General features: G+C 67.0%; 28 protein-coding genes and 1 pseudogene (1 of these 29 running past the window's edge). 15 read left to right on the top strand and 14 right to left on the bottom strand.

Annotated features, from left to right (window positions below; genetic code table 11):
• The 6 genes and pseudogenes from C491_RS02540 to C491_RS02515 form a co-directional block, all read right to left on the bottom strand.
• Positions 1 to 634 (bottom strand): annotated as a pseudogene (locus C491_RS02540) (NAD(P)/FAD-dependent oxidoreductase); it reaches 324 nt to the left of the window's first position.
• Positions 635 to 758: 124 nt separating this feature from the next.
• Positions 759 to 2,060, bottom strand: coding sequence for a serpin family protein (locus C491_RS02535; protein ID WP_005553568.1), 1,302 nt, complete (start codon positions 2,058 to 2,060; stop codon positions 759 to 761).
• Positions 2,061 to 2,160: 100 nt separating this feature from the next.
• Complete coding sequence (locus tag C491_RS02530) at positions 2,161 to 2,928, bottom strand: DUF5518 domain-containing protein (RefSeq protein ID WP_049891391.1); 768 nt, start codon at positions 2,926 to 2,928, stop codon at positions 2,161 to 2,163.
• Positions 2,929 to 3,014: 86 nt separating this feature from the next.
• Positions 3,015 to 3,773, bottom strand: coding sequence for a 7-cyano-7-deazaguanine synthase QueC (gene queC, locus C491_RS02525; protein ID WP_005553564.1), 759 nt, complete (start codon positions 3,771 to 3,773; stop codon positions 3,015 to 3,017).
• 21 nt (positions 3,774 to 3,794) lie between these two features.
• A complete protein-coding gene (locus tag C491_RS02520) occupies positions 3,795 to 4,574 on the bottom strand; it encodes a 7-carboxy-7-deazaguanine synthase QueE (protein ID WP_005553562.1) in 780 nt (259 codons plus the stop codon).
• Position 4,575: 1 nt separating this feature from the next.
• Complete coding sequence (locus tag C491_RS02515; protein ID WP_005553561.1) at positions 4,576 to 5,034, bottom strand: 6-pyruvoyl trahydropterin synthase family protein; 459 nt, start codon at positions 5,032 to 5,034, stop codon at positions 4,576 to 4,578.
• Positions 5,035 to 5,395: 361 nt separating this feature from the next.
• Here C491_RS02515 and C491_RS02510 point away from each other — a divergent pair, with 361 nt between their 5' ends.
• Positions 5,396 to 6,088, top strand: coding sequence for a competence/damage-inducible protein A (locus C491_RS02510; protein WP_005553560.1), 693 nt, complete (start codon positions 5,396 to 5,398; stop codon positions 6,086 to 6,088).
• Positions 6,089 to 6,113: 25 nt separating this feature from the next.
• Here C491_RS02510 and C491_RS23930 read toward each other — a convergent pair whose 3' ends face one another.
• Complete coding sequence (locus tag C491_RS23930; RefSeq protein ID WP_005553559.1) at positions 6,114 to 6,239, bottom strand: hypothetical protein; 126 nt, start codon at positions 6,237 to 6,239, stop codon at positions 6,114 to 6,116.
• Between the two features lie 96 nt (positions 6,240 to 6,335).
• Between C491_RS23930 and C491_RS02505 the strand changes: the two genes are divergently transcribed.
• From C491_RS02505 to C491_RS02465, 9 genes are all read left to right on the top strand, one after another.
• The gene (locus C491_RS02505; RefSeq protein WP_005553558.1) at positions 6,336 to 7,442 is read left to right on the top strand and encodes an ATP-NAD kinase family protein; all 1,107 of its coding nucleotides are present in this window, start codon (positions 6,336 to 6,338) and stop codon (positions 7,440 to 7,442) included.
• A gap of 103 nt (positions 7,443 to 7,545) precedes the next feature.
• Positions 7,546 to 8,577, top strand: coding sequence for a phosphate signaling complex PhoU family protein (locus tag C491_RS02500; protein WP_005553556.1), 1,032 nt, complete (start codon positions 7,546 to 7,548; stop codon positions 8,575 to 8,577).
• 108 nt (positions 8,578 to 8,685) lie between these two features.
• Positions 8,686 to 11,871: a bacterio-opsin activator domain-containing protein gene (locus C491_RS02495; protein WP_005553554.1), complete on the top strand. Its 3,186-nt coding sequence runs from the start codon at positions 8,686 to 8,688 to the stop codon at positions 11,869 to 11,871.
• A 152-nt stretch (positions 11,872 to 12,023) separates the two neighbouring features.
• Entirely contained in the window at positions 12,024 to 12,368 is a 345-nt protein-coding gene (locus tag C491_RS02490; RefSeq protein WP_152421267.1) for a hypothetical protein, read from the top strand.
• A gap of 279 nt (positions 12,369 to 12,647) precedes the next feature.
• Positions 12,648 to 13,505 carry a bile acid:sodium symporter gene (locus C491_RS02485; RefSeq protein ID WP_005553550.1) on the top strand — a complete coding sequence of 286 codons (858 nt, stop codon included), beginning with the start codon at positions 12,648 to 12,650 and terminating at the stop codon, positions 13,503 to 13,505.
• A gap of 79 nt (positions 13,506 to 13,584) precedes the next feature.
• Positions 13,585 to 13,770 carry a DUF7525 family protein gene (locus C491_RS02480; protein WP_005553549.1) on the top strand — a complete coding sequence of 62 codons (186 nt, stop codon included), beginning with the start codon at positions 13,585 to 13,587 and terminating at the stop codon, positions 13,768 to 13,770.
• An 89-nt stretch (positions 13,771 to 13,859) separates the two neighbouring features.
• Positions 13,860 to 14,084, top strand: a complete 225-nt coding sequence (locus tag C491_RS02475; RefSeq protein WP_005553547.1) for a DUF7123 family protein — start codon at positions 13,860 to 13,862, stop codon at positions 14,082 to 14,084.
• A gap of 125 nt (positions 14,085 to 14,209) precedes the next feature.
• Complete coding sequence (locus C491_RS02470) at positions 14,210 to 14,644, top strand: CoxG family protein (protein ID WP_005553546.1); 435 nt, start codon at positions 14,210 to 14,212, stop codon at positions 14,642 to 14,644.
• Entirely contained in the window at positions 14,641 to 15,465 is an 825-nt protein-coding gene (locus C491_RS02465) for a carbon-nitrogen family hydrolase (RefSeq protein ID WP_005553545.1), read from the top strand. Before C491_RS02470 ends, C491_RS02465 begins: the two co-directional genes overlap by 4 nt.
• 221 nt (positions 15,466 to 15,686) lie before the next feature.
• Here the strand turns inward: C491_RS02465 and C491_RS02460 are convergent, their stop codons facing one another.
• Together C491_RS02460 and C491_RS02455 are read right to left on the bottom strand one after the other, a co-directional pair.
• Complete coding sequence (locus tag C491_RS02460; protein WP_005553544.1) at positions 15,687 to 16,388, bottom strand: hypothetical protein; 702 nt, start codon at positions 16,386 to 16,388, stop codon at positions 15,687 to 15,689.
• Positions 16,389 to 16,472: 84 nt separating this feature from the next.
• Positions 16,473 to 17,885 (bottom strand): transposase, encoded by a 1,413-nt coding sequence (locus C491_RS02455; protein WP_005553543.1) that lies wholly within the window; start codon positions 17,883 to 17,885, stop codon positions 16,473 to 16,475.
• 228 nt (positions 17,886 to 18,113) lie between these two features.
• On the opposite strand from C491_RS02455, the gene C491_RS02450 reads away from it, so the two are divergent.
• A complete protein-coding gene (locus C491_RS02450; RefSeq protein WP_005553542.1) occupies positions 18,114 to 18,446 on the top strand; it encodes a 2Fe-2S iron-sulfur cluster-binding protein in 333 nt (110 codons plus the stop codon).
• A 62-nt stretch (positions 18,447 to 18,508) separates the two neighbouring features.
• Here the strand turns inward: C491_RS02450 and C491_RS02445 are convergent, their stop codons facing one another.
• Positions 18,509 to 20,044, bottom strand: coding sequence for an aldehyde dehydrogenase family protein (locus C491_RS02445; RefSeq protein ID WP_005553541.1), 1,536 nt, complete (start codon positions 20,042 to 20,044; stop codon positions 18,509 to 18,511).
• A 138-nt stretch (positions 20,045 to 20,182) separates the two neighbouring features.
• On the opposite strand from C491_RS02445, the gene C491_RS02440 reads away from it, so the two are divergent.
• On the top strand, positions 20,183 to 21,019 hold the full coding sequence (locus C491_RS02440) for a proline dehydrogenase family protein (RefSeq protein ID WP_005553539.1): 837 nt from the start codon (positions 20,183 to 20,185) through the stop codon (positions 21,017 to 21,019).
• A gap of 64 nt (positions 21,020 to 21,083) precedes the next feature.
• Here C491_RS02440 and C491_RS02435 read toward each other — a convergent pair whose 3' ends face one another.
• The 3 genes from C491_RS02435 to C491_RS02425 form a co-directional block, all read right to left on the bottom strand.
• Positions 21,084 to 21,806 carry a helix-turn-helix domain-containing protein gene (locus C491_RS02435; RefSeq protein WP_005553538.1) on the bottom strand — a complete coding sequence of 241 codons (723 nt, stop codon included), beginning with the start codon at positions 21,804 to 21,806 and terminating at the stop codon, positions 21,084 to 21,086.
• A gap of 166 nt (positions 21,807 to 21,972) precedes the next feature.
• Positions 21,973 to 22,461 (bottom strand): hypothetical protein, encoded by a 489-nt coding sequence (locus tag C491_RS02430; protein WP_005553536.1) that lies wholly within the window; start codon positions 22,459 to 22,461, stop codon positions 21,973 to 21,975.
• A gap of 81 nt (positions 22,462 to 22,542) precedes the next feature.
• Positions 22,543 to 23,355, bottom strand: coding sequence for an RIO1 family regulatory kinase/ATPase domain-containing protein (locus C491_RS02425; RefSeq protein ID WP_005553534.1), 813 nt, complete (start codon positions 23,353 to 23,355; stop codon positions 22,543 to 22,545).
• 150 nt (positions 23,356 to 23,505) lie between these two features.
• Between C491_RS02425 and C491_RS02420 the strand changes: the two genes are divergently transcribed.
• The 3 genes from C491_RS02420 (at position 23,506) to C491_RS02410 (ending at position 26,138) form a co-directional block, all read left to right on the top strand.
• Positions 23,506 to 24,714 (top strand): DUF7544 domain-containing protein, encoded by a 1,209-nt coding sequence (locus C491_RS02420; RefSeq protein ID WP_005553533.1) that lies wholly within the window; start codon positions 23,506 to 23,508, stop codon positions 24,712 to 24,714.
• Between the two features lie 61 nt (positions 24,715 to 24,775).
• Complete coding sequence (locus tag C491_RS02415; RefSeq protein ID WP_005553532.1) at positions 24,776 to 25,918, top strand: acyl-CoA dehydrogenase family protein; 1,143 nt, start codon at positions 24,776 to 24,778, stop codon at positions 25,916 to 25,918.
• A gap of 1 nt (position 25,919) precedes the next feature.
• On the top strand, positions 25,920 to 26,138 hold the full coding sequence (locus tag C491_RS02410) for a hypothetical protein (protein WP_005553531.1): 219 nt from the start codon (positions 25,920 to 25,922) through the stop codon (positions 26,136 to 26,138).
• A gap of 84 nt (positions 26,139 to 26,222) precedes the next feature.
• Here the strand turns inward: C491_RS02410 and C491_RS02405 are convergent, their stop codons facing one another.
• Positions 26,223 to 26,729: a DUF2062 domain-containing protein gene (locus C491_RS02405; RefSeq protein ID WP_005553530.1), complete on the bottom strand. Its 507-nt coding sequence runs from the start codon at positions 26,727 to 26,729 to the stop codon at positions 26,223 to 26,225.
• Positions 26,730 to 26,760: the final 31 nt, after the last annotated feature.

Raw genomic sequence — 26,760 nt, 5'->3', positions numbered from 1 at the left:
CGCTCAGAGATGTGTATAAGAGACAGACCCCCGTCCACACCCGACGGTAGGAGACCTCGGCGAGCGCCTCGAGCAGCGACTCCCGTCGGTCCGACTCCCAGACGCTCGACTCGAGCAGGGTCGCCGTCTGTGGCGCCGGCGGGTTCAGGAGGACGACGTCGTACGGCCCCCACGGGTTGCCGGCGGCGTCCTCGAGGGTCCACGTCCCGGCGTCCTCGTCTCGCACCAGTCGCTCGACGCGGGTCTCGCGGTGGATCGTCGCGTCGGTGCGGGCGAACAGCCGTTTGGCGAGCTGGGTCAGCCCCTGTCGGTACGTCCACTTGTGGTCGTCCGCGTCGCGACCGGGTTCGATGGTGCCGTCCCGGTCGAAGGTCCACACCGGTTCCTCGACGTCGACGAGGCCCTCCGTCGGGAGCGTCTCCGTCACCAGCTCAACGACTCGCTCGTCGCCGGCCTTCAGGTAGTTCGCGCCGTAGTCGTAGACGATATCGTCCCGGCGACGGGTCGCGGCCCGTCCGCAGAGCCCGCCCGACTTCTCGAGCACCGTCACCGAAACGTCGTCGGTCGACTCCTCGAGGGCGAACGCCGCCCCGGCGGCGCCGACGCCCGCGCCGACGATCCCGATCCGTTTCATACGCGGCGTTCGAGGGCAACCCGGAAGTACCCTTCCGCAGCCGGCGTCGATTGCCGGCTGTCGCGGCACCCCGAAAACGGTCGCCCGTCGGCTCGCTTTGCGAAGAACGGGCCGCTCGAGGGAGCTACCGCGGGTCGACCACGCGACCGAGAAACAGCGTCGCGTCGGTTTCGCGGTCCCGAATCAGGAACAGGAACGGTCGGTCGACGACCATCCGGAAGTCGACCGCAGGGGCGGAGTCGGCCTCCATCTCGACACCCGTCGCGGCCGCGGCCTCGGTCCCCTCCTCGTCGACGGCGACGAAAGCCTCGTGGCGGACGTCGCCGACGAACAGGTTGCCGTCGATCTCCTCGAGGGGGACCATCCCGTCGAAGTTCGCCCGGTCTGGATCGAACGCCCGCTCGATCCCCAGCTCCGCGAGGACGTCGGTCAGGCCGAACCCGGCGTCGAACTCGAACCGGGGGAGGACGACCTCGCCCTCCCGCTCCTCGAGAGCCTCCGCGAGCGTCGCGAGCGACTCGGCGTCGATCTCGTCCTCGAACTGCTCGAACTCGTCCTCCGGCGGGAGCACGACGAGCATGCCGATTTCCTCGCCGACGTAGGGGAGCTCGACGACCCGGTGGCCGTCGACCTCGGCGTAGGGGAACGTCTCGGTCTGGCGCATTAGGGGCACCTCGGCTGTCTCACCGTCCAGCAGCGTAAACTCCTCCTCTCGGGTGTCACTCTCCTCGAACTGGTGGTGCCAGTCGGCCAGCAGGTAGACGGCGTTCGCTAGCACGAGCCGCGTCTGATCATCGAACGAGCCGTCCGGAAACAGCTCGTCGATGCGCTCGTTCGTTCGCTCGGCGACCCACCCGTTGATCTTCTCGCGGGCGCCCTCGGGATCCCCGCCGAAGTCGGCCGTCCGTAGCTCGGCCCCGTAGCGGTCCTCGAGGGTCTCGAGGTAGGACTCGCGGTAGGGGTAGCCCTCGAGACCCCAGACCCCGTTCGCGACCGCGAGTTCGAACTCGCCGTCGGTCGCCGCGTCCGCACGCTCGTTCAGCTCGTACTGGAGCTGCTGATGGGCGGATCGGAGCGCCTCGCGATCGTCCGGAAACCGGAGCGCCTCGGCGATCTCCTCGGCCGTCTCCCCGCGAGCCCCCGCGTCGGTCATCCCGAGCGCGAAGCCGACGCTGGCGGGCGAAACGAGCAGGTTCTCGTCGGGGTTGGCGTCGGCGAGTCGATCCAGTAGCGCGAGCCCGAACTCGACGTTCCCCTCGACCGCCCGCTCGAGGGCGTCGCCGTCGTGATCGGTCGCCGCACCGACGCCGGGAGCGGGCTCGACGGTCGGGCTCGAGGCGTTGTCGCGGCCGAACCGCCGCCAGAGGGCGCCGCTCGCGAGGGCCGCCCCCGACACGGTCGCGAGCCGTCGTCGCGATAGTTTCATACAGCTAACTCGTTGCCGGCGTCGAAAAACCCCGGGGCAGGGTGAAAGCGGCGTTTGAGCTAGAGCAGAAGCGATTGGGAGCGTCCTCGAGGTCGCGTCGCTACCCGTCGTCGGGAGCGCGCTGCGGACGGGAAGTCGTTGCTCGACGCTCCGCGAACCGCCCGCCGGCGTAGCCACCGAGTGCGCCGAGCGCGGCCGCGAGGGTCGCAACGAGCAGCGCAGTCAGCAACAGCGTCGTGCCGACGACGATCGCCTCCCCGATCTGTCCGATCGTCAGCAGCCCCGCGATCAACCCGCCGAGGACGAAGACGAGGACCGCGAGGACCGGAGCCGCCGGCAGGAACCCGGCGAGCGCTCCGACGCTGACCGTGCGATCGGACTCGCCGCGCTCGAGGTAGCCGGCCACCCCACCGCCCAGTGCCGGCGAGAACGGGACGAACGACAGCACGACGGTGACGACGGCGCCGAGGACGGCGTAGGTTCCGTACGAACCCGTGGGCTCGCCCGTTTTGCTTCGGCGGTGGGCGCGCCGTCTCGCGACGAGGTAGCCGACGGCGACCAGTACCGTCCCGATGCCGACCAGCAGCAGCCCCGCTCCCGTCCACGAGACGACGGCGTCGGCCACCTCGAGCGCCTCGGCGTCGGTCAGCTCCGTCGTTGCGACCGTTACCGTCACCGTGCCGTCCTCGATCCCGGCCGCGAGCCCGTCTCGGTCGACGAGGAAGACGAGCGCACTGCCGGCAACGACCGAGAGCAGGCCGACCAGCGCGACGACGGTCGCGAGGATCCAGTCGACGACCTCCGGCAACGGCCCGTCGGCGGTCGGATGTTGCTCCCCGTCCACCCGCTCGGCTGGTGTCGATCCCATGACATTCGTTCGTACGCGACGCGGTTCCTTATAGCTCGTTGGGACCGAAGTGGAATCGACCGGACTCGGGCTGTCGGGACCGACTGCTACGTCGACTCGCTCTCGAGGTACGACGGCCGCTGCTCGTACTCGATCGGATCGCGAACGCCGAGGCGCTGGAACGCCTGCAGGCGGTAGGCGCAGGCGTCGCAGGTGCCACAGGCGGGCTCGTTCTCGCGGTAACAGCTCCAGGTGTGTTCGTACGGAACGTCGAGCTCGAGCCCCCGCTCGGCGATGTCGGTCTTCGACTCCTCGACGAACGGCGCCTCGATCGCGATCTCTGTGCCGGGTTTCGTGCCGACGTCGACCACCTGCTCGAAGGCCTCGAAGAACTCGGGTCGGCAGTCGGGATACCCCGAGAAGTCCTCGCTGTGGGCGCCGATGAACACTGCCTCGCAGCCGTTGGCCTCGGCGTAGGAAACCGCCATCGCAAGCAGATTCGCGTTCCGGAACGGGACGTACGAGGTGGGAATCTCGTCGCTGTCCATATCGGCGTCGGCGACGTCGAGTTCCTCGTCGGTGAGACTCGAGGCGCCGATCGCCGAGAGGTGGCCCGTCTCGATGCGCAGGAAGTCCGCGGCGTCGAACGCCTCGGCGAGCCTGCGGGCGCACTCGAGCTCGCGGTCTTCGGTGCGCTGGCCGTAGGAGGTGTGCAGCGCGTAGATTTCGCAGCCCCGCTGGCGGGCGACGGCGGCTGCGGTGGCGCTGTCCATCCCTCCGGAGAGGAGGACGACGGCGCGTTTGTCGGTCGGTTCGTCGTCTCGTGCGGGCGTGTCCTTGGTCGTCGTGGTGATGTCGTCGGTCATCGTGTGGGTCGGTATCGTCGGCTACGTTTCGGGGGCGTCGTTCCAGAGGTCGACGTGCAGGCGGGGCGTGTACCGGAAGCCGTACTCCATCGCCAGCTCGGCGACGCGGCCGCGGGTTTCGGCGAGGCGCTCGCGGGTGGCGCCTTCGGGCATAAGCAGGACGTCGTCGTCGCCGATCGGCTCGCTCGTCGCGTCGCGGAGCTCCTCGAGCAGCTCGAGGATCTCGGGCATGTCGTCGGCGTCGGTGACGACGAACTTCAGCTGAAACGGGTAGTCCTCGACGAGCGCGGCGAGTGCCTCGAAGTCGATGCGGTCGTTCTCGTGGCGCTCGGCCCACTCGCCGTCGCCTTTAGGGTCGCGCTCCGACGTCGGCGTCGAGCTCTCGAGTTTCGGGCTGATCGAGGCGAAGTCGATCGGCGCCTCGCGGTGGATCGTCCCGTTGGTCTCGACGGTGGTGTGGTAGCCACGCTCGTCGAGGGCCTCGAGCAGGTCGACGCTCTCCTCGTGAAGCAGGGGTTCCCCGCCCGTGAGGACGACGTGGTCGGCCTCGGCGTGGGCCTCGACTTCGGCGACGATCTCCTCGAGGCTCATCCGGGCGTGGGTCGGTTCCCAGGAGGTGTGATAGGAGTCACAGAACCAGCACCGAAGATTGCAGCCGCTGGTGCGGACGAACACCGACGGAACCCCGGCGAGGGTTCCCTCGCCCTGCAGCGAGTAGAACAGTTCGTTGATCGGGAGCCGCTCGCCGTTCGGGTTGCGGTCGGCGACACACTCGCGGTCCGCAGAGTCGGAGACGGGCATCTCAGACCCCACCGCCCCCGCAGAGTTCGCTCGTCTCGTTCACCTGGACGGCGACGTCGACCACGGTGTCGGGCAGGGCGGCCTCGAGTTTCTCCTCGAGGAGGACGCTCATCACCTCCGCCGTGGGCGGGTGCTCGAGGACGACCACGCCGTCGTCGTCGCCGGCCGCCTCGAAGGCCTCGATCAGGGGGTCGCCGCGCTCGAGCAGGAACATATGATCCCACTCGTCGATCACTGTGGTAATATCGCCCTTGTCCGCGACCCACCCCTCCTCGGTGAGCTCGCCCTCGACCCTGACCGCTACCTCGTAGTTGTGGCCGTGCGGGCGGGAACACTTGCCGTCGTGGTGGAGGAGCCGATGGCCGGCGCTGATCCGAATCGGGCGGTCCCGGCCGACGTGGAGGACCCGGCGGCTGCCGACGACGTCGGCGTCCTCGCGGATGGAGAGCATCTCGGTCATACCAGAATATTCTTCCCGGAATACTTAGGCCGGTCGGTCCGAACTCGAGTCGACGGTCCAAGGGCGAGGAGTGAGAGAGTACGTTTCCGCTGTTTTTGGCTTCACGGTGGAAGGGGAGGGCACGTTTCCGCTGTGACCGCGAACCGGCCGACTCCAGCGGATTCTCTCGAGACGTCGGCGAGTCGGAGCGGTCGCCGGTTCCACCTCGAGTCAGGTCCCGCCCGGCCCCGGGCCATGGAGCCGTCCACGCGCGAATCGGCAGTGAACATTGTGGTTCCGCTGAAAGTTTTTCTTTTGTACGATGGCGAGCGGGACCAACGGACGGCGGGAGCCATTTGAACCGTCGGTTCGAAGGCGAGGTATGAACGCCGCGGTCGTGACGGTCGGAGACGAACTGCTCGCCGGACGGACGACGAACACGAACGCCACCTGGCTCTGCGAACGCCTCGCGGATCGGGGCGTGACCGTCGAACGCGTGACGACCGTTCCCGACAGGATCGATGACATCTCGTCCGTCGTCGGCGACTACAGCGCAGCCTACGACGCCGTCCTCGTCACGGGCGGGCTCGGCCCGACCCATGACGACCTCACGATGGAGGCGATCGCGGCGACGTTCGGACGCGACCTCGAGACCGACGAGACCGCCCTCGAGTGGCTCGAGGAACACGGCTACTCGCGGTCGGATCTGACGACGGGAACGGCCGACCTGCCCGCGGGGTCGCGGCCGCTACACAACGATGCGGGGGTCGCGCCCGGCGCGGTTCTCGAGAACGTCTACGTCCTTCCGGGGGTTCCCACCGAGATGCGAGCGATGTTCGAGACGGTCGCCGAGGAGTTCACCGGAACCCGGGTGTACCGGGAGACGGTCGTCGCCGACGAACCCGAGAGCGCGCTGCTCGACCGCCTCGAGACCCTCAACCGGGAGTTCGACGTCTCGGTGGGGAGCTACCCGGGGGAGTCGGTCAGACTCGAGCTCTCCGGACCCGACGAGGAGACGGTCGCGGCGGCGGCAGCGTGGCTCCGCGAGCGAGTGGAGACGGTCGAGGAGTCGTAGCGGTCGCGGAACCCGTCGAACCGCGCTATCGGTAGAGGTACGCCAGCCAGACGATCGTGACGACGAGACTCAACAGGAGCGTTCCCCAGCCGGCGATATCCATCGGCAGCGTCGGTTCGGCCTCGAGCACGACGGCAATCAGTTCGTTCATGCGTCGCGGTCGGTTCCGATCCCTCTTAGTCTTTCAGAAAGCGTGTCGTTCGATGAAAAGCCACACGGCTTTGGTCGCCGCCTCCGAAGGCCCGTTATGAATACGATCGGCGTCGTCGTCAACCCGATCGCCGGCATGGGCGGGCGGGTCGGACTGAAGGGAACCGACGGAAAAGTCGCGGAGGCGCGTCGACGTGGCGCGACGACGCGAGCACCCGAACGAGCGCGACAAGCCCTCGAGGTACTGTCCCGTGAAGCCGACGACCTGGCGGTCTACGCGGCCGCGGGGCCGATGGGAGAGGACGCGGCTCGAGACGCGGGCTTCGAGCCCGAGGTCGTCTACGATCCGTGGGCGGAGTCCGACGACGGACCGCCCGAGGACCCCGGCGAGGCCGAGACCACCGCCGAGGACACACGGGCAGCCGTCCGGGCGCTTCTCGAGCGAGGCATCGATCTCGTCCTGTTCGTCGGCGGCGATGGGACGGCGGTCGACGTCGCCGAGGTGCTCGAGGAAACCGGCGACGAGACGCCGATGCTCGGCGTGCCCGCGGGGGTCAAAATCTACTCCTCGGTGTTCGCCGTCACGCCCAGAGACGCCGGGCGGATCGCGGCCGGGTTCGACGCGGTCGAGCCCCGCGAGGTCAACGACATCGACGAGGCGGCCTACCGCGAGGGCGAGGTTCGATCCGAGCTACGAGCGGTCGTCCCGGTGCCCGTCGCGCCGGACGTTCAGTCGGGCAAGCAGGTCTCGAGCGGCAGCACCGAATCGCTGGCCGCGGGCTTCGCTCGCGAGATCGAGGACGGGCGGACCTACGTCTTCGGGCCGGGCGGGACGGTCGGGGCGATCGAGTCGGAACTCGGGATCGACGCCTCCCCGCTCGGGGTCGACGTCTGGCGCGACGGCGAGGTACTCGCACGCGACGCCGCGGAGGCGGAGCTTCTCGAGGTCCTCGAGGAACCCGTCACGATCGTCGTCTCGCCGATCGGCGGCCAGGGGTTCGTCTTCGGGCGGGGTAATCACCAGCTCTCGCCCGCCGTCATCGAGCGGGCCGACGAAATCGCGGTCGTCGCCGCCGGCGAGAAGCTGGACGCGATCGACGCGCTCCGGGTCGACACCGACGACGACGACCTCGACGAGGAGCTACGGGGCTGGATGAAGGTGCGAACGGGACGGTTCACGACGCGGCTCGTGAAGGTTGTTTAAGGAGAGACCGTTCGGAGGGATCTGTGACAAGGATATTACTATCGGATGCGAATATACTGTGTGTATAGTCAGGATTAAGGTGTCCTCTAGCCTACTCCGGCGTATGGAAACGCGGAAAGTGCAGCGACTCGGTCCGTCGACGCTCGCGATGACCCTCCCGGCGGAATGGGCGTCCGAACACGACGTCGAGAAGGGAGACGAAGTGACGATCCGGACCAGCGGCAAGGGAACGCTAACCGTGATGCCCGAATCGGCTAACACCGAGGAAACCGAAGCGACGATCCACGTCGACAACCTCGACGCGGCCGCCGTCGAACGGGCGATCGTCGCCCAGTACGTCCTCGGCCGACGGGTGATCCGAATCCAGTGTGAGGACGGCGCCCTCGAGTCCGAGCACATCAACGCGGTCTACCAGGCCGAGACGCAGCTGATGGGGCTGGGCGTGATCGAGGAGACCCCCGAAAACATCTCGATCCGCTGTTCGGTCGACCCCGAGGACTTCACTCTCGACAACCTCCTCGAGCGCCTCGAACGAACCGGGAGCACGATGCGCGGCGAGGCGATCAAGGCGCTGGCCCACGGCAACCCCGATCTCGCCCAGCGCGCGCTGAACCGCGAGCGCCAGGCCAACAAGATCTTCGTGCTTCTGCTCCGCCTGATCTTTACGGCCTACCAGAACCCCAACCTCGCGCGGGCGGTCGGGCTCAACAGCGGGTTCCCGCTGATCGGCTACCGCTCGATTGCGAAGAACCTCGAGCTCACGGCCGACAACGCCGAGGACATCGCCGACATCGTCATGGAGACGGAGGGCCACACCCTCGACATCGACAGCTCCGTCATGCGAGACATCCGCGAGCTGAACGAGATCGTCGACGAGATCACCTCGCTGGCGGTCGAGGCCGCCGTCGAGCGGGACTACGACAAATCAAACGAGGTTCGAGCGCTGTTCCACGAGATCGCCGATCGGGAGTCGGAGATCCTCGCCGACCTTCCCGAGATGGACAACGAAGACCTGCTGCGGGTTCGCGAGGTGCTCGTCAGCCTCCAGCAGACCGCCCAGTACGCGATGCGAAACGCCGAAATCTCGGCGAACCTCGCGCTCAACGAGGAGTCCGAGCACACGACGATCAGCTGATCGGCGTCGTCGACAGCGGGATTATCGACGGTTGCCGTCCGATCTCGGTATCGGCGCCGAGTTTCCGTCGACGGAATCCTTTTTTTGCTGTGCGTCGTGATCCGATCAATGAGCCAGTCCGCCCCGACGCCGTCCGAGGTCCTCGAGACGTTCGACGCGCTCGCGGAACCGGGAACGCCCCTGACGACGGCGGAGGTCGCAGCGGAGTTCGACTGTACGAGCCGAACGATCTACAACAAGCTGGACGCGCTCGTCGAGGACGGTCGTCTCGAGACGAAGAAGGTCGGCTCCCGCGGTCGGGTATGGTGGCGACGCCCTCGAGGCGCCAACGGCGGAGCGGCGGCGGAATCCGCCGAAGCGACGTTTCGCCGGCTGTTCGAGAACGTTCCCGGGCGCTATCTCATCCTCAAACCCGACGACTACGAGATCGTGGCGGCGAGCGACGCCTACCTCGAGGCGACGATGACCGGTCGCGACGAAATCCTGGGCGAGACGCTGTTCGAGGTCTTCCCCGCCGGCGGCCCCGATCACGAAGGAGCGTCCGAACTGCGAGCGTCGCTCGACCGGGTGAAAGCGCGGCGGGAGGAGGACGTGATGCCGGTGACACACTACCCGATCCCGCAGCGGGGCGACGGGAACGGCGGGTTCGAGGACCGCTGGTGGACTCCGATCAACGCCCCAGTCTTCGACGCGGGCGGCAATCTCGAGTACATCGTTCACCGCGTCGAGGATGTCACGCCGGTCGTCCGGCAGCTGCGGACGGACGGCGATGAAGGACCCCTCGAGACCGCGACTCCGAACGACTCGCGCCTCGCTGCGGACGCCGTGCTCCGGGACGACGAACTCCGGCGAGCGAAGGAGCGAGCACACGAGCGATTGCGCGAGAGCGAACGGCGTCTCGACGCGTTCGTGACCGCGACCACGGAACTCGTCTACCGGATGAGTCCCGACTGGACCGAAATGTACGAACTCGACGGACGGGGACTCCTCGACGATACGGACGATCCGCTCGACACCTGGCTCGAGGAGTACATTCCGCGGGACGAGCAACAACGCGTTCGGGACGCGGTCGACGAGGCCATCGAAAGTGAGAGTACCTTCGAGCTAGAACACGAGGTCCTGCGAGCCGACGGGACGCGGGGGTGGGTCGAATCTCGAGCCGTTCCGATCCGCGACGAGGAGGGGGCGATCGTCGAGTGGTTCGGAGCGGCGACCGACGTAACCGAACGCAAACGGATCGAACACGCCCTCCGCGAGAGCGAGGAGCGCTTTCGGGCCATCGCGAACCTCGTCCCCGACCTCATGTGGAGCAACGATCCGGACGGCTCGGTGAGCTGGTACAACCAGCAGTGGTTCGAGTACACCGGCCAGTCCCACGAGGATGCCACCGAGGACGGCTGGCTGGATGCGATCCACCCCGCGGACCGCGAGCAGTCCCTCGAGAGCTTCCGGCGCTCCCTCGACGAGGGCGAACCGTTCCGACACGAGCACCGCATTCGCCGTCATGACGGCGAATACCGCTGGTTCCTCGCCCGGGCCAGACCGATCGAGGACGACGACGGAACGATCAGCCGCTGGTTCGGCACGGCGACTGACATCCACGACGAGTACGAGACGAAAGCGGCGCTCGAGCGGCTCAGCGCGGCGAGCCAGGAGCTGATCGGCGCCGACAGCGGGGAGATCGCCGGCCGCGTCGCTGAGGTCGCCCGCGAGGTCCTCGGCGTCGAACACGCCGCGCTGTGGCGCTACGACGAGACCGCCGGCGATCTCGAGCGCTACGACAATCGGGTCGGCGCCGGACGGGACGTCGACGCCGTCGAGTACCCCGACGAGGTCGACGAGCTGGCCTGGGACGTGTTCGTCGGTGACGAGCTCGCCGTCGCTCGCGACCCGTCCGCTCCCGAATCGGGGCCCGGCGTCCTGACCCTCCGGAGCAAGGTTCTGATACCCCTCGGACGACACGGCGTGCTCTGTGGCGGCTCGCCGCGGCCGGAGGCGGTCGACGAGCGAACGGTCGATATCGCGGAGACGATCGGAGCGACCGTCGAATCGGCGTGGGATCGCGCCGAGGGCGAACACCAGCTCGCGGAGCGAAACGAGGAACTCGAGCGACTCGACGCCCTCAACACTCTCATCAGGGGGATCGACCGGGCGCTCGTGGAGGCCGACAGCCTCGAGGCGATCGACGCCGCCGTCTGCGAGCACCTCGCGGAGGCGGATCGCTACGAGTTCGCCTGGGTCGGCGACCGTGACCCCGGGACGGGCGCGGTTACGCCACGGGAGTTCGCCGGCGTCGACCGGGGTTACCTCGAGACGCTTCCGACCGGGATCGACGAACGACAGACGGGCGCGGACCCGATCGCCGAGGCGGCGCGAACGGGCGAGCTTCGGGTCGTCTCGGACGTCGCTATCGATCCGCGGGCCGCTTCCTGGCGGGAAGCGACCCTCGAGCGAGGGGCGCGCTCGTGTATCGCCATCCCGCTGGTCTACAACGGCTCGCGGTACGGCGTTCTCGCGGTGTACGCGAGTCGTCCCCAGCCCGACGCGCGCGACCACGCCGTCTTCGGGGAGCTCGGTCGGACGATCGCACACGCGCTCAACGCCGTCGAAACCAAGCGTACTCTCCTTACCGACAGCGTGATCGAGCTGACGATCGACGTTCGGGAGCCCGCCGACGTCCTCTCGCGGCTCGCTCGGGAGGCGGACTGCGAGATCGAGTTCGAGGGTCTCGTCCCCCGTCAGGGGGATACCGCTCGCCTGTTCTTCCGCGCGACAGGGGCGGATCCGGAGCCGGTTCGTACCGCCGCATCTCGGGTCCCCACTGTCGCCGAAATCCAAACGCTCAGCAGCGGGAACGGCGAGTACGAGTTCGAGGCGACGGTCACCGGGGGCACCCTCGCGTCGCACGTCGTCGAGAACGGTGGCGTCGTGCGGTCGCTCACCGCGACCGACGAGGGAACGACCCTCGTCGTCGATCTCCCCGCGGCCGACAGCGCCAGAACGTTCGTCGAGACCGTTCGCGAGGAGTACACCCACACCGATCTCGTCTCCCGGCGGACGCGCGATCGTCCGATTACGACCCGGGAGGATCTGCGGGACGTGCTCGACGAACGATTCACTGACCGACAGCGCGAGGTGCTTGAGACCGCGTACCGAAGCGGGTTCTTCGAATCGCCGCGCGTGCGAACTGGACGGGAGCTGTCCGAGGCGCTGGACATCGCCCAACCAACGTTCTCGCACCACCTCCGGGAGGCGCAGCGTCGCCTCTGCGAGCTGGCGTTCGAGAACGCCTGACCCGTCCTCGGCCGGGACCGTCACCGGGGCGACGAATCGGACGACGACGCTTCGCCCGTGACTCCGGCGGCCTAGATAGTTCGATACCGTTCCGTTGCTAGCCGAAACAGTTCTAAAGTAAGCTTTCTTCCGAGTCTCGCCCATCCCGGAGCGTGATCGACAAGAGCATGGACCTCTCCGGCGGACTCTCGACTGACACGGCTCTCGAACTCCTTTCCGACGCTCGCCGCAGAGAACTCCTGATGGCGCTACTGGAACGCGACCTGCGAGACGACGGCGACGCGCGACTCCCCGTAGAGAACCTCGCGGAGTCGGGGGGACGTGACCTCGAACTCCGGCTACACCACTCGCACCTGCCGAAGCTCGAGTCCACGGGGGTCGTCGACTGGCGCCGGAACGCGAACGAGATCCGAACGGGGCGGCGTTTCGACGAGCTCCGACCGCTACTCCGGTTACTACGCGACCATCCCGACGTACTCCCGGGCGACCGTCCGTAGACGTCCCGAACACGTCGTTGATACGTGCGGGCCGTCGCCAGCGAGACTGCTACACTCGGCCCCGATTCCAGGGGGCGCTCGAGTCGCGGCAGTGCAGCGGGCTCGTCCCGCGACGAACCTGCCGGCTACTCGTCGCGGTCGTGCGGCCGACCATCATGTTAAATTGGGAGAGAAGACGGTTGAAAAGAGATATATGCGTCCGTTCCACTACTCGCCGTCATCGTCCGACACATCGCTCGTCTCCGGAACGCCGCCCGATCGCAGAGTACGCTCCTGGTCGTGATCGGTGCCACGCTCGCTGGCGTCGCGTACCCGACGCTCGCCGCCCCCCTCCAGCCGCTCCTGCCGGTGCTCGTCGCCGGACTGATCTTTACCGGGTTCTACGGATTCAGTCTCGGGGAAGCCACGGAGCAGCGCGTCTCCTTACCCGTCGTCGCCTCCCTGCTCTGTCTCTACCTGCTCGTCCCGGTCGCGCTGTACCCAGTCGCCGCTGCGGTACTCTCGGGGGAGATGCTCCTGGGCGTCCTCGTGGTCCTCTCGGCGCCGCTGGCGGCCGGAAGCTCGATCATCTGGACGCGCCTGGGTGGCGGGAACACCGTTCTGACGACGATCGTCGTCCTCGCTTCGATGCTGCTCGCGCCGCTCGTCATGCCCTCGCTCATCACCCTGTTCGCCGACTCGGCGGTCGAGGTCTCCGCCTCGGCGCTGATCCTCGAGCTCGGCGCGATCGTCCTCGCGGGCGGGGCGCTCGCGTACGTCGTCCCCGACGGCTCGGTCTCCGAGAGCCAGCTCGACGGGTTCTCGATCGCCACAATCGGTGCGCTGATCTACGCCGGCGTCGGCGGCTCGACGCTCGCGCTCGAGCCCTCCCAGCTTGCGTTCGTCGGCGCGATCGGGGCCGCGGCGATCGGCCTCAGCGCGGCGGTCGCGTACGGACTGTACGTACATGGGATGGGACAGGACGACTGCGTCACCGTCCTGTTCTCGAGTTCGATGAAGAACATGAGCGTCTCGGTGATGATCGGCGCGGTGCTGGGCGGGGGGACGATCGTCGCCAGCATCACCGCCTTCTACGTCGTCCAGCAGCTCGTGAGCAGCTCGCTGGTTCGTCATCTCGACGCTGCCACCTCCGGATAGTCGTCGGTGGCCGGTTGCGGGTACCCCTCGGCTTGCACGAATGAAAGCAATTAAGCGACGCCACTCGGAACTCTCGAGCATGACTACGCAATCGGAGTCGACGGACAAGGGCCTGGGACTGGCGCTTGCACTCGGTGCGGTCGCAACCATCGGCGCGCTCGGCATGCTGGTCGGCGCCCCCGACATCGAAGCCGCGTGGGGCTTTGCCGGCGCGATGCTGTTTAGCGCGCTCGCGGTCGTCGGGATTCACCTTTACTGGGACTGACGTTCCCATCGGTTCGCCGTTCGATATCGCCCTTCGAGAGTTGGCGTCAAACGTTAATACCGCCGACGACCTACACTGTGTAACGGACGATGACGAACTACTCCGACGAAGAGCAGCGTATTCTCTCGTACCTCAGGGAGAGTGCCGCCCGCGGCGAGCAGTACTTCCGGGCGAAAAACATCGCGGAGGCGATCGACCTCTCCTCGAAGCAGGTCGGCGCCCGCCTCCCCCACCTCGCCGAGAAGTCGGACGAGGTCGACATCGAGAAGTGGGGTCGTGCCCGGTCGACGACCTGGCGAGTCACCGTCAGCTGAGGCGGGCCGCGCTACGTCGGCTTCGACGCGATCACGGGACGGCTCGAGGATGAGTCGGAACTCGCTATGACGGACCGTCTGAGGGGTTCGTGGTCTTTTTACCCGCGAACGACTGACGTAGTTGCATGACTGTACGCGTCGACCGGTCGTTCGAGCTCGCGGCGCCGCCGGAACGGGTCTGGGAGTTCATCGTCGATCCGGAGAACCGCGCCCAAGCGATCAGCGTCGTCCAGGAGTACTCCATCGACGGCCCCGAGGGCCGACAGGCGACCTGGCAGGTCGAGCTTCCGATTCCGCTCGTCCGCCAGACCGTCGCCGTCGAAACCGAGGACATCACTCGAGACCCCCCGGAGTACGTCAAGTTCACCGGGAAATCGACGGGGTTAGACGTCACCGGTGAACACCGGATCGTCGAGACCGAGACCGGAAGTCGCCTCGAGAACGAGTTCGTCGTCGATGGCAAGCTGCCGGGCGTCGAGAAGTTCTTCAAGCGTAATCTGGACGGCGAGCTCGAGAATCTGCAGCGGGCGCTCGAGCGCGACCTGGAGGGATCGCCGTGAGCGCCGACGAACTCGACCTCGCGCTCGCACAGCTCGAGGTCGAGGCCGGCGACGTCGATGGCAACGTCGAGCGCGCCCTCGAGGCGGTCGAACGGGCCGCAGACCGGGGCGCCGACCTGGTCGCCCTGCCGGAGCTGTTCAACGTCGGCTACTTCGCGTTCGACCTCTACGAGCGCTACGCGGAGCCGTTCGAGGGGGAGACGTTCACCCGACTCGGCGAGGCCGCCGCCGATCACGGGATCGCCGTCCTCGCGGGGACCATCGTCGAGGATCTCGCCGAGACCGAGTCCGTCGAGACGCCCGCCGACGAGGGGCTGGCCAACACCGCCGCGCTGTTCGACGCCAGCGGCGAGTTACAGCTGGTCTACCGCAAACACCACCTCTTCGGCTACGACTCGGCCGAAGCCGAGCTGCTCGTTCCCGGCGAGCGGATCGAGACGGCGTCGATCGACGGCGTCTCGATCGGCGTGACGACCTGTTACGACCTGCGATTCCCCGAACTCTACCGGGAGCTGATCGACGCCGGTGCGGAGCTGCTGGTCGTTCCCAGCGCCTGGCCCTACCCGAGGATCGAACACTGGGAGACCCTCTCGCGGGCACGGGCGATCGAGAACCAGTGTTACGTCGCGGCGGTCAACGGCTCCGGCGAGTTCGACGACGCCGGCGCCGAGCTGCTCGGGCGGTCGACGGTGTACGACCCCTGGGGCGTGACGCTGGCCTCGAGCGGCGACGATCCGGCCTTCGTCACCGCCGAGATCGATCCGGACGCGATCGCGTCGATCCGCGAGGAGTTCCCCGCGCTTCGGGACCGCCGACTGTAGCCGACCTCGACCGCTGTTTTTTTATCCACTGACGGCATTGTCTTGGATGCCGGTTACAGGCGCTTTTCACGTCAGACCGGCACTGCGCGTCGCTCCGGCCGCGCTTCGCTCGATCTCCCGGGAATCGAGCGACCCACTCCCGTCGGCTCGCTTCGTCCGCGCCACTCCTTTCGCCCGCGTCTTTCGTCTCCTTCCCTCGAGCGTCGCGTCGGCTCGACGAGTCATCGCTTCTCGAGGACGGTTCGCCACTGAACGTCGCCGTATCTGGTCTCGGCGACCGTCCACGGCGTGCCGACGGTCGCCTCCCGGAGGCGATCGACGCTGAACAGCCGAAACAGCAGCGTCCGACCGACGTCGCCCTCGTACTCGCAGTGGTACACCCGGTAGGCCAGCCCGGGCGCGGCGTCCTCTCGGTACCCGAACGTGTCCGCGGTCGCCGCCAGTTCCGGGGCGTAGTTGTCGAGGACGGCCGTCGCGTCGGGCGTCGTCACGAACGCGAGATCGGTGAGGAACTCACGGAGGGTGCCCATCGAACCGGCCAGCCCGACCTGCGTACCGATGGCGTGGGCCGACCGAAACCGGTCGCGGTCGAAGCGTTCCCTGAGCGAGAACATGTCGGCGAGCCTGGCGTCCTCGACGCCCCGCTCCCGCATCACGTCGACGAGGAATTCGCTCACCTCGATGGCGACGGTCTCGAACCGCTCCTGGTAGTAGAGGCTGTCTCGCCCCGCACCGGCGCCCATGTCGAGCAGCGGTCCCTCGAGCCACGCGTCGCGCCAGGCGCCCTCGTCGTGGTCGCCGAAGTACCACTCCTCGATGGCATGCTCGCGGGTCTCCTCACCGTCGCGATCGAGCAGCGGCGCCGTCCGCTCGCCGCGGTAGTGGTCGCGAACGGCGCGACCGAACGGGTCGTGTGTCGTCACAGTGTGTGACACACGCTCGACCGTCTTGACCTCCTCCCACGACTGAAGTTGTGGGATTCCTCCGTGGGCAATCCGGCCAGTGGACTACCCCGGCTGTGAACTTGCGGGTTTGCCGACGCTGGGTTGGTCGACCGGGCTCGACTGTTTCCCAAATACGGCGGGTCTCCAGTCGTGTCCGTCCCACTCCCAGTACGTTCCATCACACTCCGAAGAGTTGTCGGATCCGTCCCTGCCGCGTCCAGCAGACAGGGCGGCGGGCCGGGCCATCGGCCCTTCTCTCGCTTGCAGCAGATTCCACGCCCCCACAACATCACTATGCGCGTCCAACGCGCAGTCGCGGCACCTGAACAAGTCACCCTCCCTCGACACGTTCTCGCTGCCACACTCGGGACACGCACTACTCGACTCTGCCTCGCTCACCTGCTCGACGGTGATGCGGACATCACCGAGCATGAGTTCGAGACGGTCGACGAGCTGGCGGTGCGACCAGAACGCGTGGGTTTTCTCGTTCACCACAGCCGACCAGTGCGTCTCCAACACGCCGGTCAGATCGCCGACGTACACGGTGCAGACGTTGCGCTCGAGCAGCCAGTCGGCCGCGTGTTTCACCCCGGCGTCGCGGCTATGATCGCGTCTCTCGCCACGCCTCTCGTACACGCGCTGGATGCGCGGGCTCGTATACTGGTCGGCGGGCAATTGCGACTGCAGCTCGGCGATCAACTCTGACAGCGCTTGGAACCGTTCAAATTCGGGGCGAGCGTGGTAGACGGCGGTCTCCCCGGTGGTGGTGACGATGGCGAGGGTGTTGTTCGCGCCGACGTCGATGGCGGCCGCGTGCATCGTGTTCTCGGGATCGAGTGTGTGAGTGAAGGCATCCAGCCGCTGTTCTCGCAATCGGTCTGACCGTATGCGAACCGGATGCTTGACACGAAGCGTGTCGGCCGCCTCGTCGTAGACGAGTTCCAACTGCGCGTCGTCACCGTCCCACTGGGGATTGCCGCGGACTTCCAGCGTGATGCGTTCGTTGTGGTCGAAGTCGTATTTCTCTTCTAGCACTTCGCCGACGCCGAACTCGAGGGTACTCTGGTGTTCGTCCCAGTCGAACTCGTAGAGGTCGTTGCGGACGAGGCCGTACAGCTCGTAGCCGTCGTCGCGGTTGCCTTTGAATCCGGTCGGAGATGGTTTCTCGGTGATCGAGGGGGCGTCGGAGTGGTATGTCTCGAGGAGGTCGAAGTGGCTGCGCCACGCGTCGGCGTTTTTGCGGGCGACTTGTTGGCAGGTGGCTTTGCCGAGGACGGGTGCGTACTTGTCGTATAAGTCGGTGTACTCGGCATCCCAGACGTTGCCGTCGGGGTCGAAGTATTGGTCGAGGCGGCGGTAGTTGATCTGGTTCCAGAGGGGGGCGTGGGCGACCAACCATTCGAACAAGCACTGTTTATACCGCTCGCTGGTGGGTGTGGCAGTGTACTCGTTCGTGCGCCGCGGTCGGTCGCTCACGTGTCGTCTGTTTGACGTACTGGAGTGTGAACGTTGGGATTGCGGCCGTGTATGGGAGCGTGGTTGTGGTCAGCAGTGACGGATTCATCCCACGACTGAAGTCGTGGGCTTTCTCCTGTTTTCCCTGTAAGCGTGATCGAGAGTCGGTACCGAATCCCGTTCCTGGTGGCCAGCGTCGGGACTGCCGTCTCGCGAACGGCTTTGGGTCCGCGTCTCGTACGCCGTTGCATGCCGACGGTTACTTTCGACGGCCGGGAGATCGACTGTGAGGAGGGGGCGATCCTTCGCGACGTCCTGGTCGAGGCAGGGCTGTCGCCGCACAACGGGCGATCGGCCCTGCTGAACTGCCGGGGCCACGGGACCTGCGGCACTTGCGCGGTGGAGATCGACGGCTCCACGAGCGAGCCGACGAACCGCGAGAAGCGACGGCTCTCGGTGCCGCCACACGATTCCGACAGCGGGCTGCGGCTGTCCTGTCAGACGGAAGTGCGGGGCGATCTGACGGTCGAGAAACACGACGGGTTCTGGGGGCAGCACACCGAAGACACGTCGCGCGACTAGCGTCGCCGGCTGTCCGGCGGAGGCCGGCGCATCGAAAACGGAGATCGGCTCGAGAACGGCGTTCAGTCCTCTCGAGTGAGGATATCCGCGGAGAGCCCCTGGGCCATCTCGATGTCCTTCGAGTTGTTCATCGTCCAGGCGGTGCGCTCGGTGACGGCCTCGATGGCCTCGCGGGCGCTTGGGTAGCCGTTGCCCGACTTCTTGACGCCGCCGAACGGGAGCTGTACTTCTGCGCCGATACACGGCAGGTTCGCGTACGCCAGCCCGATCTCGGCGCGGTCGCGGAAGTAGTTGATCTGGCGGTAGTCCTCCGAGACGATCGCCCCCGCCAGCCCGTAGGGGGTGTCGTTGTGGATCTCGACGGCGTCCTCGATGTCACCCGAGTACTCGAGCAGGGCGACGTGGGGGCCGAAACACTCCTCTTTCAGGCACCGAAGATCGGTGTCGTACTCGATCTCGTAGACGAACGGGCCGACCCAGTGGCCGTCCTCGTGGCCGTCGGGGATCTCGTCGTCCTCGAGTTCGAAGCGATCGACAAGCACCTCGGCACCCTCCTTGCGGGCGAGTTCGTTGTGCTTCTCGATCTTCTCGACGTGTTCGGCCTCGATGGCCGGCCCCATGAACGTCGACTCCTCGAGGGGGTCGCCGACGGCGATATCCTCGGCGATCTCGACGTAGCGCTCCTTGAACTCGTCGTAGAGGTCCTCGTGGACGATCAGGCGCTCGCTCGAGACACAGCGCTGGCCGGTCGTCTTGAAGCTCGACATAATCGCCGAGTGGACGGCGATCTCGAGGTCGGCTTCCTCGGTGACGATGATGCCGTTCTTGCCACCCATCTCGCAGGCCGCGAGCTTGCCGGGCTCGCCGCCGACCTTGCTGGCGATCTCCTGGCCCACTTCGGCGGAGCCGGTAAAGAGGACGGTGTCGACGCGCTCGTCGTCGGTGATCGCGGCGCCGGCGTCGCCGTACCCCTGGATCATGTTGAACACGCCCTCGGGAATCCCCGAGTCCTCGAACATCTCGGCGATGATCTGGCCGCACCACGGCGTCTGTTCGGCTGGCTTCCAGACGACGGTGTTCCCCTCGACCAGGGCGATGGCCATATGCCAGAACGGGATCGCGACCGGGAAGTTCCACGGGGTGACACAGCCGATGACGCCCCGCGGTTTTCGGCGCATGTAGGCGTCCTTGTTCGCGACCTCGCTCGGCACGACGTCGCCGTGGGGGTGGCGAGCGTTGCCGGCGGCCCACTCGACCATGTGCCAGGCCTCCGTGACGTCGGCTTTCCCCTCGCTGATCTCCTTGCCACACTCCTGGGAAACGATCTCGCCGAGTTCCTCGTGGCGCTCACGGAGCTCGTGGTAGATGTCCCAGAGGTACTCCGCCCGGTCGATGTACGAGAGGCCGCGCCACTCCTCGAAGGCCTCTTCGGCGGCCTCGAGGGCGGCGTCGACGTCGTCGGCGGTCCCGCGCTGGAACTCCGCCAGGGTTTCGCCCGTCGCCGGGTTCTCACTTGCGAACGTCTCCGAACCGCTTCCGTCGGTCCACTCTCCCGCGATGTAGTGCTGGTGCGGTTGCGTCCCGGTTTGCTGCGACATGGTTCGTACTCACACGCCGTGCGTATGTAAGCACCACCGATCATGGTCGGTCCCGGCGGGGATAATTTCACAATTTCATATGTCTAACGCATTGGTCGGGTAGTGGCTTATGTCGACCGTCTCGAGTGATACGAACGAATGATCCCCCCTATCGCGAGTACGTTCGTCGCGGGTGAGACGCCCGCCGACGCGCTCGAGCACGTTCGGACGCTCAACGAGCGCGAGGTCGCGGGCATTCTCAACCTGCTCGGCGAACACTACGAGGACCCGTCGGACGCGACGGCGGACACGAACGCCTACGTCGAACTGATCGACAGCATCGCGGCGTCGGATCTCGACGCCTGCATCTCGGTGAAACCGTCCCAGATCGGCCTCGGCGTCGACGAGGAGACGTTCGAACGAAACCTCATCGAAATCGTCGACTACGGCGCAAACAGGGGCGTGTTCGTCTGGGTCGACATGGAAGACCACACGACGACCGACGCCACCCTCGACGCCTACGAAGCGCTCGTCCGCCGTCACGGGGGCGGAGCGGGTGTCTGTCTCCAGGCGAACCTCGAGCGCACTCGGGAGGATCTCGAGCGCCTCGCCGACGTTCCCGGCAAGGTCCGTCTCGTCAAAGGCGCCTACGACGAGCCCGAGGAGATCGCCTACACCGACAAGGACCGCGTCGACGAGGTCTACCGGGAGCTCGTCGAATACATGTTCGAATCGTTCGACGACGGGATCGCGATCGGGAGCCACGATCCCGCGGCCGTCGCCCGCGCACGCGAGCTACACCAGATTCACGGCACGCCCTACGAGATCCAGATGCTGACGGGCGTTCGAACTGACGCCCAGTACGAACTGGCCGCCCAGGGAGTCGACGTGTATCAGTACGTTCCCTACGGCTCCAGGTGGCTGTCGTACTTCTATCGACGGGTTCGCGAGCGCAGGGAGAACCTCACGTTCGCGCTGCGGGCGATCCTGAGCTGAGTCGTCGCTCCCCGTTCTCGAGCGGAGACGGTGACGACGAGAGGGACGACCACGAACCGTCCGTCTACGGATCCAGTAGCTTCGATTCGGCCCTGCGCAGGTGCTCGAGCAGCGTGGATTTCGCGATGTCGAGGTCGGCCGCAAGCTCCCGGGTCGTGGTCTCTCGAGGCCACTCGTAGTAGCCGGTTTCGCGGGCGTGCTCGAACACTTCTCGCTGGGCCGCCGTCAGCGTATCGAGACGCCGGGCACGGGCCGAGCGCCCGGACGCGTCGGCAGTCGTGATCGACGTCACGGTCACTTCGGCGCCGGCTGTTCGGCGGACAGCGTCCAGCGAGGGCTCGATACCGGAGCGATCTCCGGCGAAACACAGCTTCCACGTCTCGCTGCCGTCCTCGATCCGAACCGGTGCGCTGTGGACGAACCCGTTCTCGAGCAGGGTCGGACAGACCATCTCGGCGGGATCGTACTCGAGGAAGAACTCGCGAACGACGTTTCCGGGAGCGTCGCGGGCGCGGCCGAACCGTTCCTGAAGTTCGAACACCTCGCCCGAGTGTTCGGAGTCGCGGATCGCGTCCAGCAGTCTCTCGACCTCCGCCGACGTGTCGCCGAAGGCCGTAAACAGCCCTCTGACCGTATTCGGCCCCTCACCGTCCGATTTCGGGGAGTTGTAGACCGCGTGAGCGAGCACGCCGCCCCCCGTTCGATCGGTCGCCTCGATAGCCCAGCAGTTCGGGTGCCACAGATCGAGCGTCAGTCGAACGCTCGATAGCTCGCCGTCCAGGCTCATGGCTCCCGTTGCTCGGAGCAGGCGCTTCTGTGTTCCGTTCTCGACGGGGAGGTGTCCATCGCTCGTCCGACCGGCAGTCGTTCCGTCGGAACAGGTTGGGTGCCGCTGGCGTCGAGCGGTCACTCGCCAACTGATTCCCGGAATGGCCTCCCGAGTCGAGGACGTTCTACCGGTCCTCGTCCTTGCCGCGGTCTCGGGTCACCGTCCGGTCACCCTCGGGTGGCGCCTCCTCGGTGTCGGGGTGGCGCTCGTCGCCGGCCTCGTCCATCCCCTCGGTCTCGGGCTCGAGGGCCTCGCCGGAGCGTCCTGACTCGTCGGTCCCTGCGGACCGTCCCTCGGCGTCGCCCGTGTGTTCGTCGTCTCGTCCGGCTACTGTCTCGTCCTCGGTGTGGGGATCCGACACCCTGTCGTCGCCGGCGCGCTCGAGCCGAACCGTCTCGTCCGTGACCCCGCCGACGTCGTCCTCGCCGAACGAAACCGTTTCCGCATCGGTGTCGACGTTCTGGCCGAGCGCTCCTCTGAGCGACTCGAGCGCGTCTGAATCGTAGTCGATCTCGGCCGTCGCACCCTCGAGGGAGGCGACGGCGCCGACTCGTTCACCGTCCGCGGTCTCGACAGGTTTGCCGACGTCGTCCTCGGTGAGTTGTATTCCCATAGACCGGGTAATAGAGAGCGGGGAAAACGACCAGTGCCTGCACTCGCGGGGTTCGCGAGCGGTCACTCGGAGCCCTCGCCGTCAGCGCTGTCGTCCCAGATCGGCCGCCTTCTCGAGTTCGCTTCGTAACGTCGTCGAGTCGAACTCGTGATCGGGGCGCAGCCGGACGAAGTCCAGAAAGCGCCGGGCCGAGAGCAGCGTCTCGGGGTCGTACACCGACAGGGCCGCGTTGACGGCGTCTCGTGGGCCGATCCGGGGCTCGAGCACCGCGAGCGCGCAGGCGATATCGTAGGCGGTCGTTTCGTCGACCCGGTCCTCGTGGACGCTGGTGGCGTCGATGAAGTACAGCTCGCCGTCACACAGCAGGATGTTCTCGGCGCGCAGGTCGCCGTGGGCCATCCCGTGGGTGTGCAGCGTCGCCAGCATCTCGAAGAGGTCGACGGCGCGGGCCGCGACGAACTCGTCGGAGACCTCGTCGAGGGACTCGAACGCCGGGAGGTACTCGAGGACGAGCACGCCCAGCCCGTTGACCTCGAAGGCGTCGATCGGCCGAGGCGCGTTGATCCCGATCTCGCGCATTCGCCTGGTCGCCTCGTACTCGTGTTCGACCATCTCGCGAGGCGTGTCGAACCGGTCGAAAAACCCCTCGGTGCCCGAGGAGAAGGCGCCGACGTTCCGACCGGTCGTCAGCAGGGCGTGGACCAGCGCGTTCTGGCGGGAGACGATCTTGACGAACCACTCCTCGTCGATGACACACGGCGTCGACAGCCAGTTGTCGGCCTCGAGGAACTCGACGCGGACGTCCTCGCGACCGTACCGATCCGCCAGCGTCCGGATGACGCGCTCGATGCGGCTCCACTCGACGGTTCCGCGAGCGAGCTGGCGGATATCCATACGTCGAACGAAGGAGCGATGGGGTTAAATGCCTCTCGAACTGCCGCAACCGAGACCAGTTCGGCGGGCAGGCTCGCGGTCCGGCGCGCCCGATCACGGACCGTCAGAACAGTATTATTATCAGCGGTGCGACGGTACTGTTCGGTACGTATGGACGCTGTCGACGACCTCGGTGACGCGATCGCCGCGACGCGGAACTTCCTGACGCCGGTCCGGGCCGGGCTGTGGCTCCGGCTAGCGATACTCGCGCTGTTCGTCGGCGGACTGGGCACCGGGTTTCCGTCCGCTCCGACCGGCGACGTCGGACCGGCGGCGGAGCAGGCTCCTGGCCCCGGAGCCGAGGCGATCCCCGAGGAAGCGATCCTCGCGGCCGTCGTCGCCGTCGGCTTCTTGTTGTTACTGTGGCTCGGCTACGCACTCGTTGCAGCCGTCATGGAGTTCGTCCTCATCGAGTCGCTTCGCTCCGAGACGGTCCGCGTTCGACGGTACTCGAACGCGAACGTCGGCCGCGGCATCCGGCTGTTCGGGTTCCGGGTGGCACTTATCGCGATCGCGGCGCTCGTCGGTGCGACCCCCGTCGTCGCCTCGATACTCGGCCTCGGCGGGATCGACGGAACGACCGGAGTCGTGGGTCTGGCAGCGCTGTTCGCTGTCGCTGTCTACCTCGCCTACGCCGTGATCAACCGCTTTACCTCCGAGTTCGTCGCCCCGATCATGCTGCTCGAGGAGCGGGGCGTGCTCTCGGCCTGGCGTCGGTTCTGGCCGACGGTCCGGGCGAACTGGCTCGAGTACGTCGTCTACCTCGTTCTCGTCTGGATCATCCAGGCCGCCGTCGGGATCGCCGTCAGTATCCTCATGCTGATCGCCGGTATCATCGTCGCGATCCCGTTCATCGTCATCGCGGTCCTGCTGTTCGCACTCGGCGACGTTGGCGCGATCCTCGCCGCGGTGGTGGTTCTGACGGGGATCCTCGCGTTCGTGCTCGCCGCGTTGCTCATCCAGGTTCCGGTCGTTTCGTACTTCAAGTACTACGCGCTGTTGTTGCTCGGCGACACGAACGCCGACCTCGATCTGATCCCCGACCAGCGGGCGGCGATCAGAGCCGACGGCGGCGAACTGTCCGAGCCCGACTGGGACGACTCGAGTCGACCGCCCGAGACCGACGACCGGGGTGACGACGAGGACGACTGGACGGCCGACTACGGGTGGGTCGACGACGACGAGGAGATCGACGACTGGGAGGACGCCGGCTGGGGAGACGCCGAAGACCGCGACGGCCGCGACGACCGCGATAACCGCGATGACCGTGACGGTCGGAACGACCGCGAGAACCACGAGGACGACGACCGCGGCTGGTAGCCGACCCCGTAGTTGATCATTTTTCCGGAGCGTTTATTCCGGGGCTCGGCAAGTATTGCATATGGACTTCGAGCTGCCGGACGAACATCGGATGATCCAGGAGACGGTGAGGGAGTTCTGCCAGGGCGAGATCGAGCCGATCGCCCAGGAGATCGAGGACGACCACCGCTTCCCCGAGGAGATCTTCGAGCAGCTCGCCGACCTCGACATGATGGGCGTCCCCATCTCCGAGGAGTACGGCGGGCTCGGCGGCGACACCCTGATGTACTCGCTGGTCGCCGAGGAGATCGGACGCGTCTCCGGCTCGGTCGGGCTCTCCTACGTGGCACACATCTCGCTTGCCTCGAAGCCGATCGAACTGTTTGGGACGCCCGAACAGAAAGAACGCTGGCTGCGCCCGCTCGCGGAAGGCGAGTACATGGGCGGCTGGGCGCTGACGGAGCCGAGCAGCGGCTCGGACGCCTCCGATATGGATACCGTCGCCGAAAAGGAGGGCGACGAGTGGGTGATAAACGGCACCAAGCAGTTCATCACGAACGCCTCCGAGGCAGGCTCGGTGCTCGTCAAGGCCGTCACCGACCCCGGCGCCGGCTACGACGGGATCTCGACGTTCATCGTCGACCCCCGCGAGGACGACGGGTTCGAGGTGACGACGATCTGGGACAAGATGGGACTCAACGCCTCGCCGACCTGCGAGATCCAGCTCGAGGACGTCCGCCTCTCGGAGGATCGCCTGCTCGGCGAGGAGGGCGAGGGCTGGGACCAAACGAAGAAGACCCTGGACGGCGGGCGGATATCGATCGCGGCGCTGTCGACGGGGCTCGCCCAGGGCGCCTACGAGCACGCCAAGGCCTACAGCCAGGAGCGCGAGCAGTTCGGCCAGCCGATCTCGCAGTTCGACGCCGTCCGGGACAAGGTCGTCGACATGCACCGCAAGACCGAACGCGCCCGACTGCTCACCCACCAGGCGGCCCACCGCTACGATCAGGGCGAGCCCGTCGCGCGCGAGTCCGCGCTGGCGAAACTCGATGCCAGCGAGGCCGCCCGCGAGGTCGCCGAGGACGCCGTCCAGGTGCTGGGCGGCTACGGCTACACCACCGACTTCGCACCCCAGCGGTTCTACCGCGACGCCAAGCTGATGGAGATCGGCGAGGGGACGAGCGAGATCCAACACCTCGTCATCGGCCGCGAACTCGGCCTGTAAGATGCTCGCGACGGCTCTCGGGGTCGTCTTCCTCGCGTTCGGCCTCGCGGGGATCCGGTACGCCCCCGCGATCGTCGAGGCCCAGCGCCGGGAGGGAATGACGCCGTTCGACGACGCCGAACTCGAGGCGTCCGACCGGGTCAGGGTCACTCGAGGAACGGGCGCCGTCGCCGTCCTGATCGGGCTCGCCCTGCTCGCCTACGGATTGGGCGTTGTCTAGGGACAATCGGAACGCCGACGACGCTGACCCGAGGTTGCACTCGAGCACCCGTCGAACGATCGACTTCTCGCAGAAACAGCCGCGCTAGCGACGGAACAGCCCGAGGACGGCCGACGCGGGCGATCCATCGGCGGGGTCGTCCGTCCGTTCGCGGTGGAGTCGCGTCAGCCGGGCGACGACGACGTAACTCGAGGCCGACAGCGCCGCGGCGATCAGGAGGTTGCCGACCAGGAGCTGTCGGACGACGATCCCCGCGGTCTCGAGCAGCGAGGTGTCCGTTGTGCTCGAGCGAAGCGGCCGCTCGCCGAAAATGAGCCCGCCGACCTGGTAGCTGCCGACGTAGACGGCGGGTTTGACCAGCGGGTTGAGTACGGCGATCGACGCGATGATCGCGGGCTTGCTGACCCACGACCACCACGCCGCGAGCCCGGCGAGCAGGCCGATCCCGAGCCCCCCGGTCGGCATGGCCGTCACGAAGATTCCGATCGCGAAGCTCAGTCCCACCTCATGGGGGGTGTGTTCCTCGCGGAGGGCGGTCGTCAGCTCCCGGCGGACGCGCTCGCGGTACCGGGAGAGCCGGTCTCGGATCACGCTCTGTCGATCGGTCCGTCCGGGTCGGCAA

It is taken from the genome of Natronococcus amylolyticus DSM 10524 (genome assembly GCF_000337675.1).
In the GTDB taxonomy this organism is placed as follows: Archaea; Halobacteriota; Halobacteria; order Halobacteriales; family Natrialbaceae; genus Natronococcus; species Natronococcus amylolyticus.
Note: the sequence above shows the minus strand (reverse complement) of the source record. Positions and strands in the feature narration are given on the sequence as shown.

Bases quoted from the DNA above. Each gene is read 5' to 3' on its own strand.
- C491_RS02535 (WP_005553568.1), bottom strand. From the start codon at position 2,060: ATGAAACTATCGCGACGACGGCTCGCGACCGTGTCGGGGGCGGCCCTC.
- C491_RS02530 (WP_049891391.1), bottom strand. From the start codon at position 2,928: ATGGGATCGACACCAGCCGAGCGGGTGGACGGGGAGCAACATCCGACC.
- queC (WP_005553564.1), bottom strand. From the start codon at position 3,773: ATGACCGACGACATCACCACGACGACCAAGGACACGCCCGCACGAGAC.
- C491_RS02520 (WP_005553562.1), bottom strand. From the start codon at position 4,574: ATGCCCGTCTCCGACTCTGCGGACCGCGAGTGTGTCGCCGACCGCAAC.
- C491_RS02515 (WP_005553561.1), bottom strand. From the start codon at position 5,034: ATGACCGAGATGCTCTCCATCCGCGAGGACGCCGACGTCGTCGGCAGC.
- C491_RS02510 (WP_005553560.1), top strand. From the start codon at position 5,396: ATGAACGCCGCGGTCGTGACGGTCGGAGACGAACTGCTCGCCGGACGG.
- C491_RS23930 (WP_005553559.1), bottom strand. From the start codon at position 6,239: ATGAACGAACTGATTGCCGTCGTGCTCGAGGCCGAACCGACGCTGCCG.
- C491_RS02505 (WP_005553558.1), top strand. From the start codon at position 6,336: ATGAATACGATCGGCGTCGTCGTCAACCCGATCGCCGGCATGGGCGGG.
- C491_RS02500 (WP_005553556.1), top strand. From the start codon at position 7,546: ATGGAAACGCGGAAAGTGCAGCGACTCGGTCCGTCGACGCTCGCGATG.
- C491_RS02495 (WP_005553554.1), top strand. From the start codon at position 8,686: ATGAGCCAGTCCGCCCCGACGCCGTCCGAGGTCCTCGAGACGTTCGAC.
- C491_RS02480 (WP_005553549.1), top strand. From the start codon at position 13,585: ATGACTACGCAATCGGAGTCGACGGACAAGGGCCTGGGACTGGCGCTT.
- C491_RS02475 (WP_005553547.1), top strand. From the start codon at position 13,860: ATGACGAACTACTCCGACGAAGAGCAGCGTATTCTCTCGTACCTCAGG.
- C491_RS02470 (WP_005553546.1), top strand. From the start codon at position 14,210: ATGACTGTACGCGTCGACCGGTCGTTCGAGCTCGCGGCGCCGCCGGAA.
- C491_RS02450 (WP_005553542.1), top strand. From the start codon at position 18,114: ATGCCGACGGTTACTTTCGACGGCCGGGAGATCGACTGTGAGGAGGGG.
- C491_RS02445 (WP_005553541.1), bottom strand. From the start codon at position 20,044: ATGTCGCAGCAAACCGGGACGCAACCGCACCAGCACTACATCGCGGGA.
- C491_RS02440 (WP_005553539.1), top strand. From the start codon at position 20,183: ATGATCCCCCCTATCGCGAGTACGTTCGTCGCGGGTGAGACGCCCGCC.
- C491_RS02435 (WP_005553538.1), bottom strand. From the start codon at position 21,806: ATGAGCCTGGACGGCGAGCTATCGAGCGTTCGACTGACGCTCGATCTG.
- C491_RS02430 (WP_005553536.1), bottom strand. From the start codon at position 22,461: ATGGGAATACAACTCACCGAGGACGACGTCGGCAAACCTGTCGAGACC.
- C491_RS02425 (WP_005553534.1), bottom strand. From the start codon at position 23,355: ATGGATATCCGCCAGCTCGCTCGCGGAACCGTCGAGTGGAGCCGCATC.
- C491_RS02420 (WP_005553533.1), top strand. From the start codon at position 23,506: ATGGACGCTGTCGACGACCTCGGTGACGCGATCGCCGCGACGCGGAAC.
- C491_RS02415 (WP_005553532.1), top strand. From the start codon at position 24,776: ATGGACTTCGAGCTGCCGGACGAACATCGGATGATCCAGGAGACGGTG.
- C491_RS02410 (WP_005553531.1), top strand. From the start codon at position 25,920: ATGCTCGCGACGGCTCTCGGGGTCGTCTTCCTCGCGTTCGGCCTCGCG.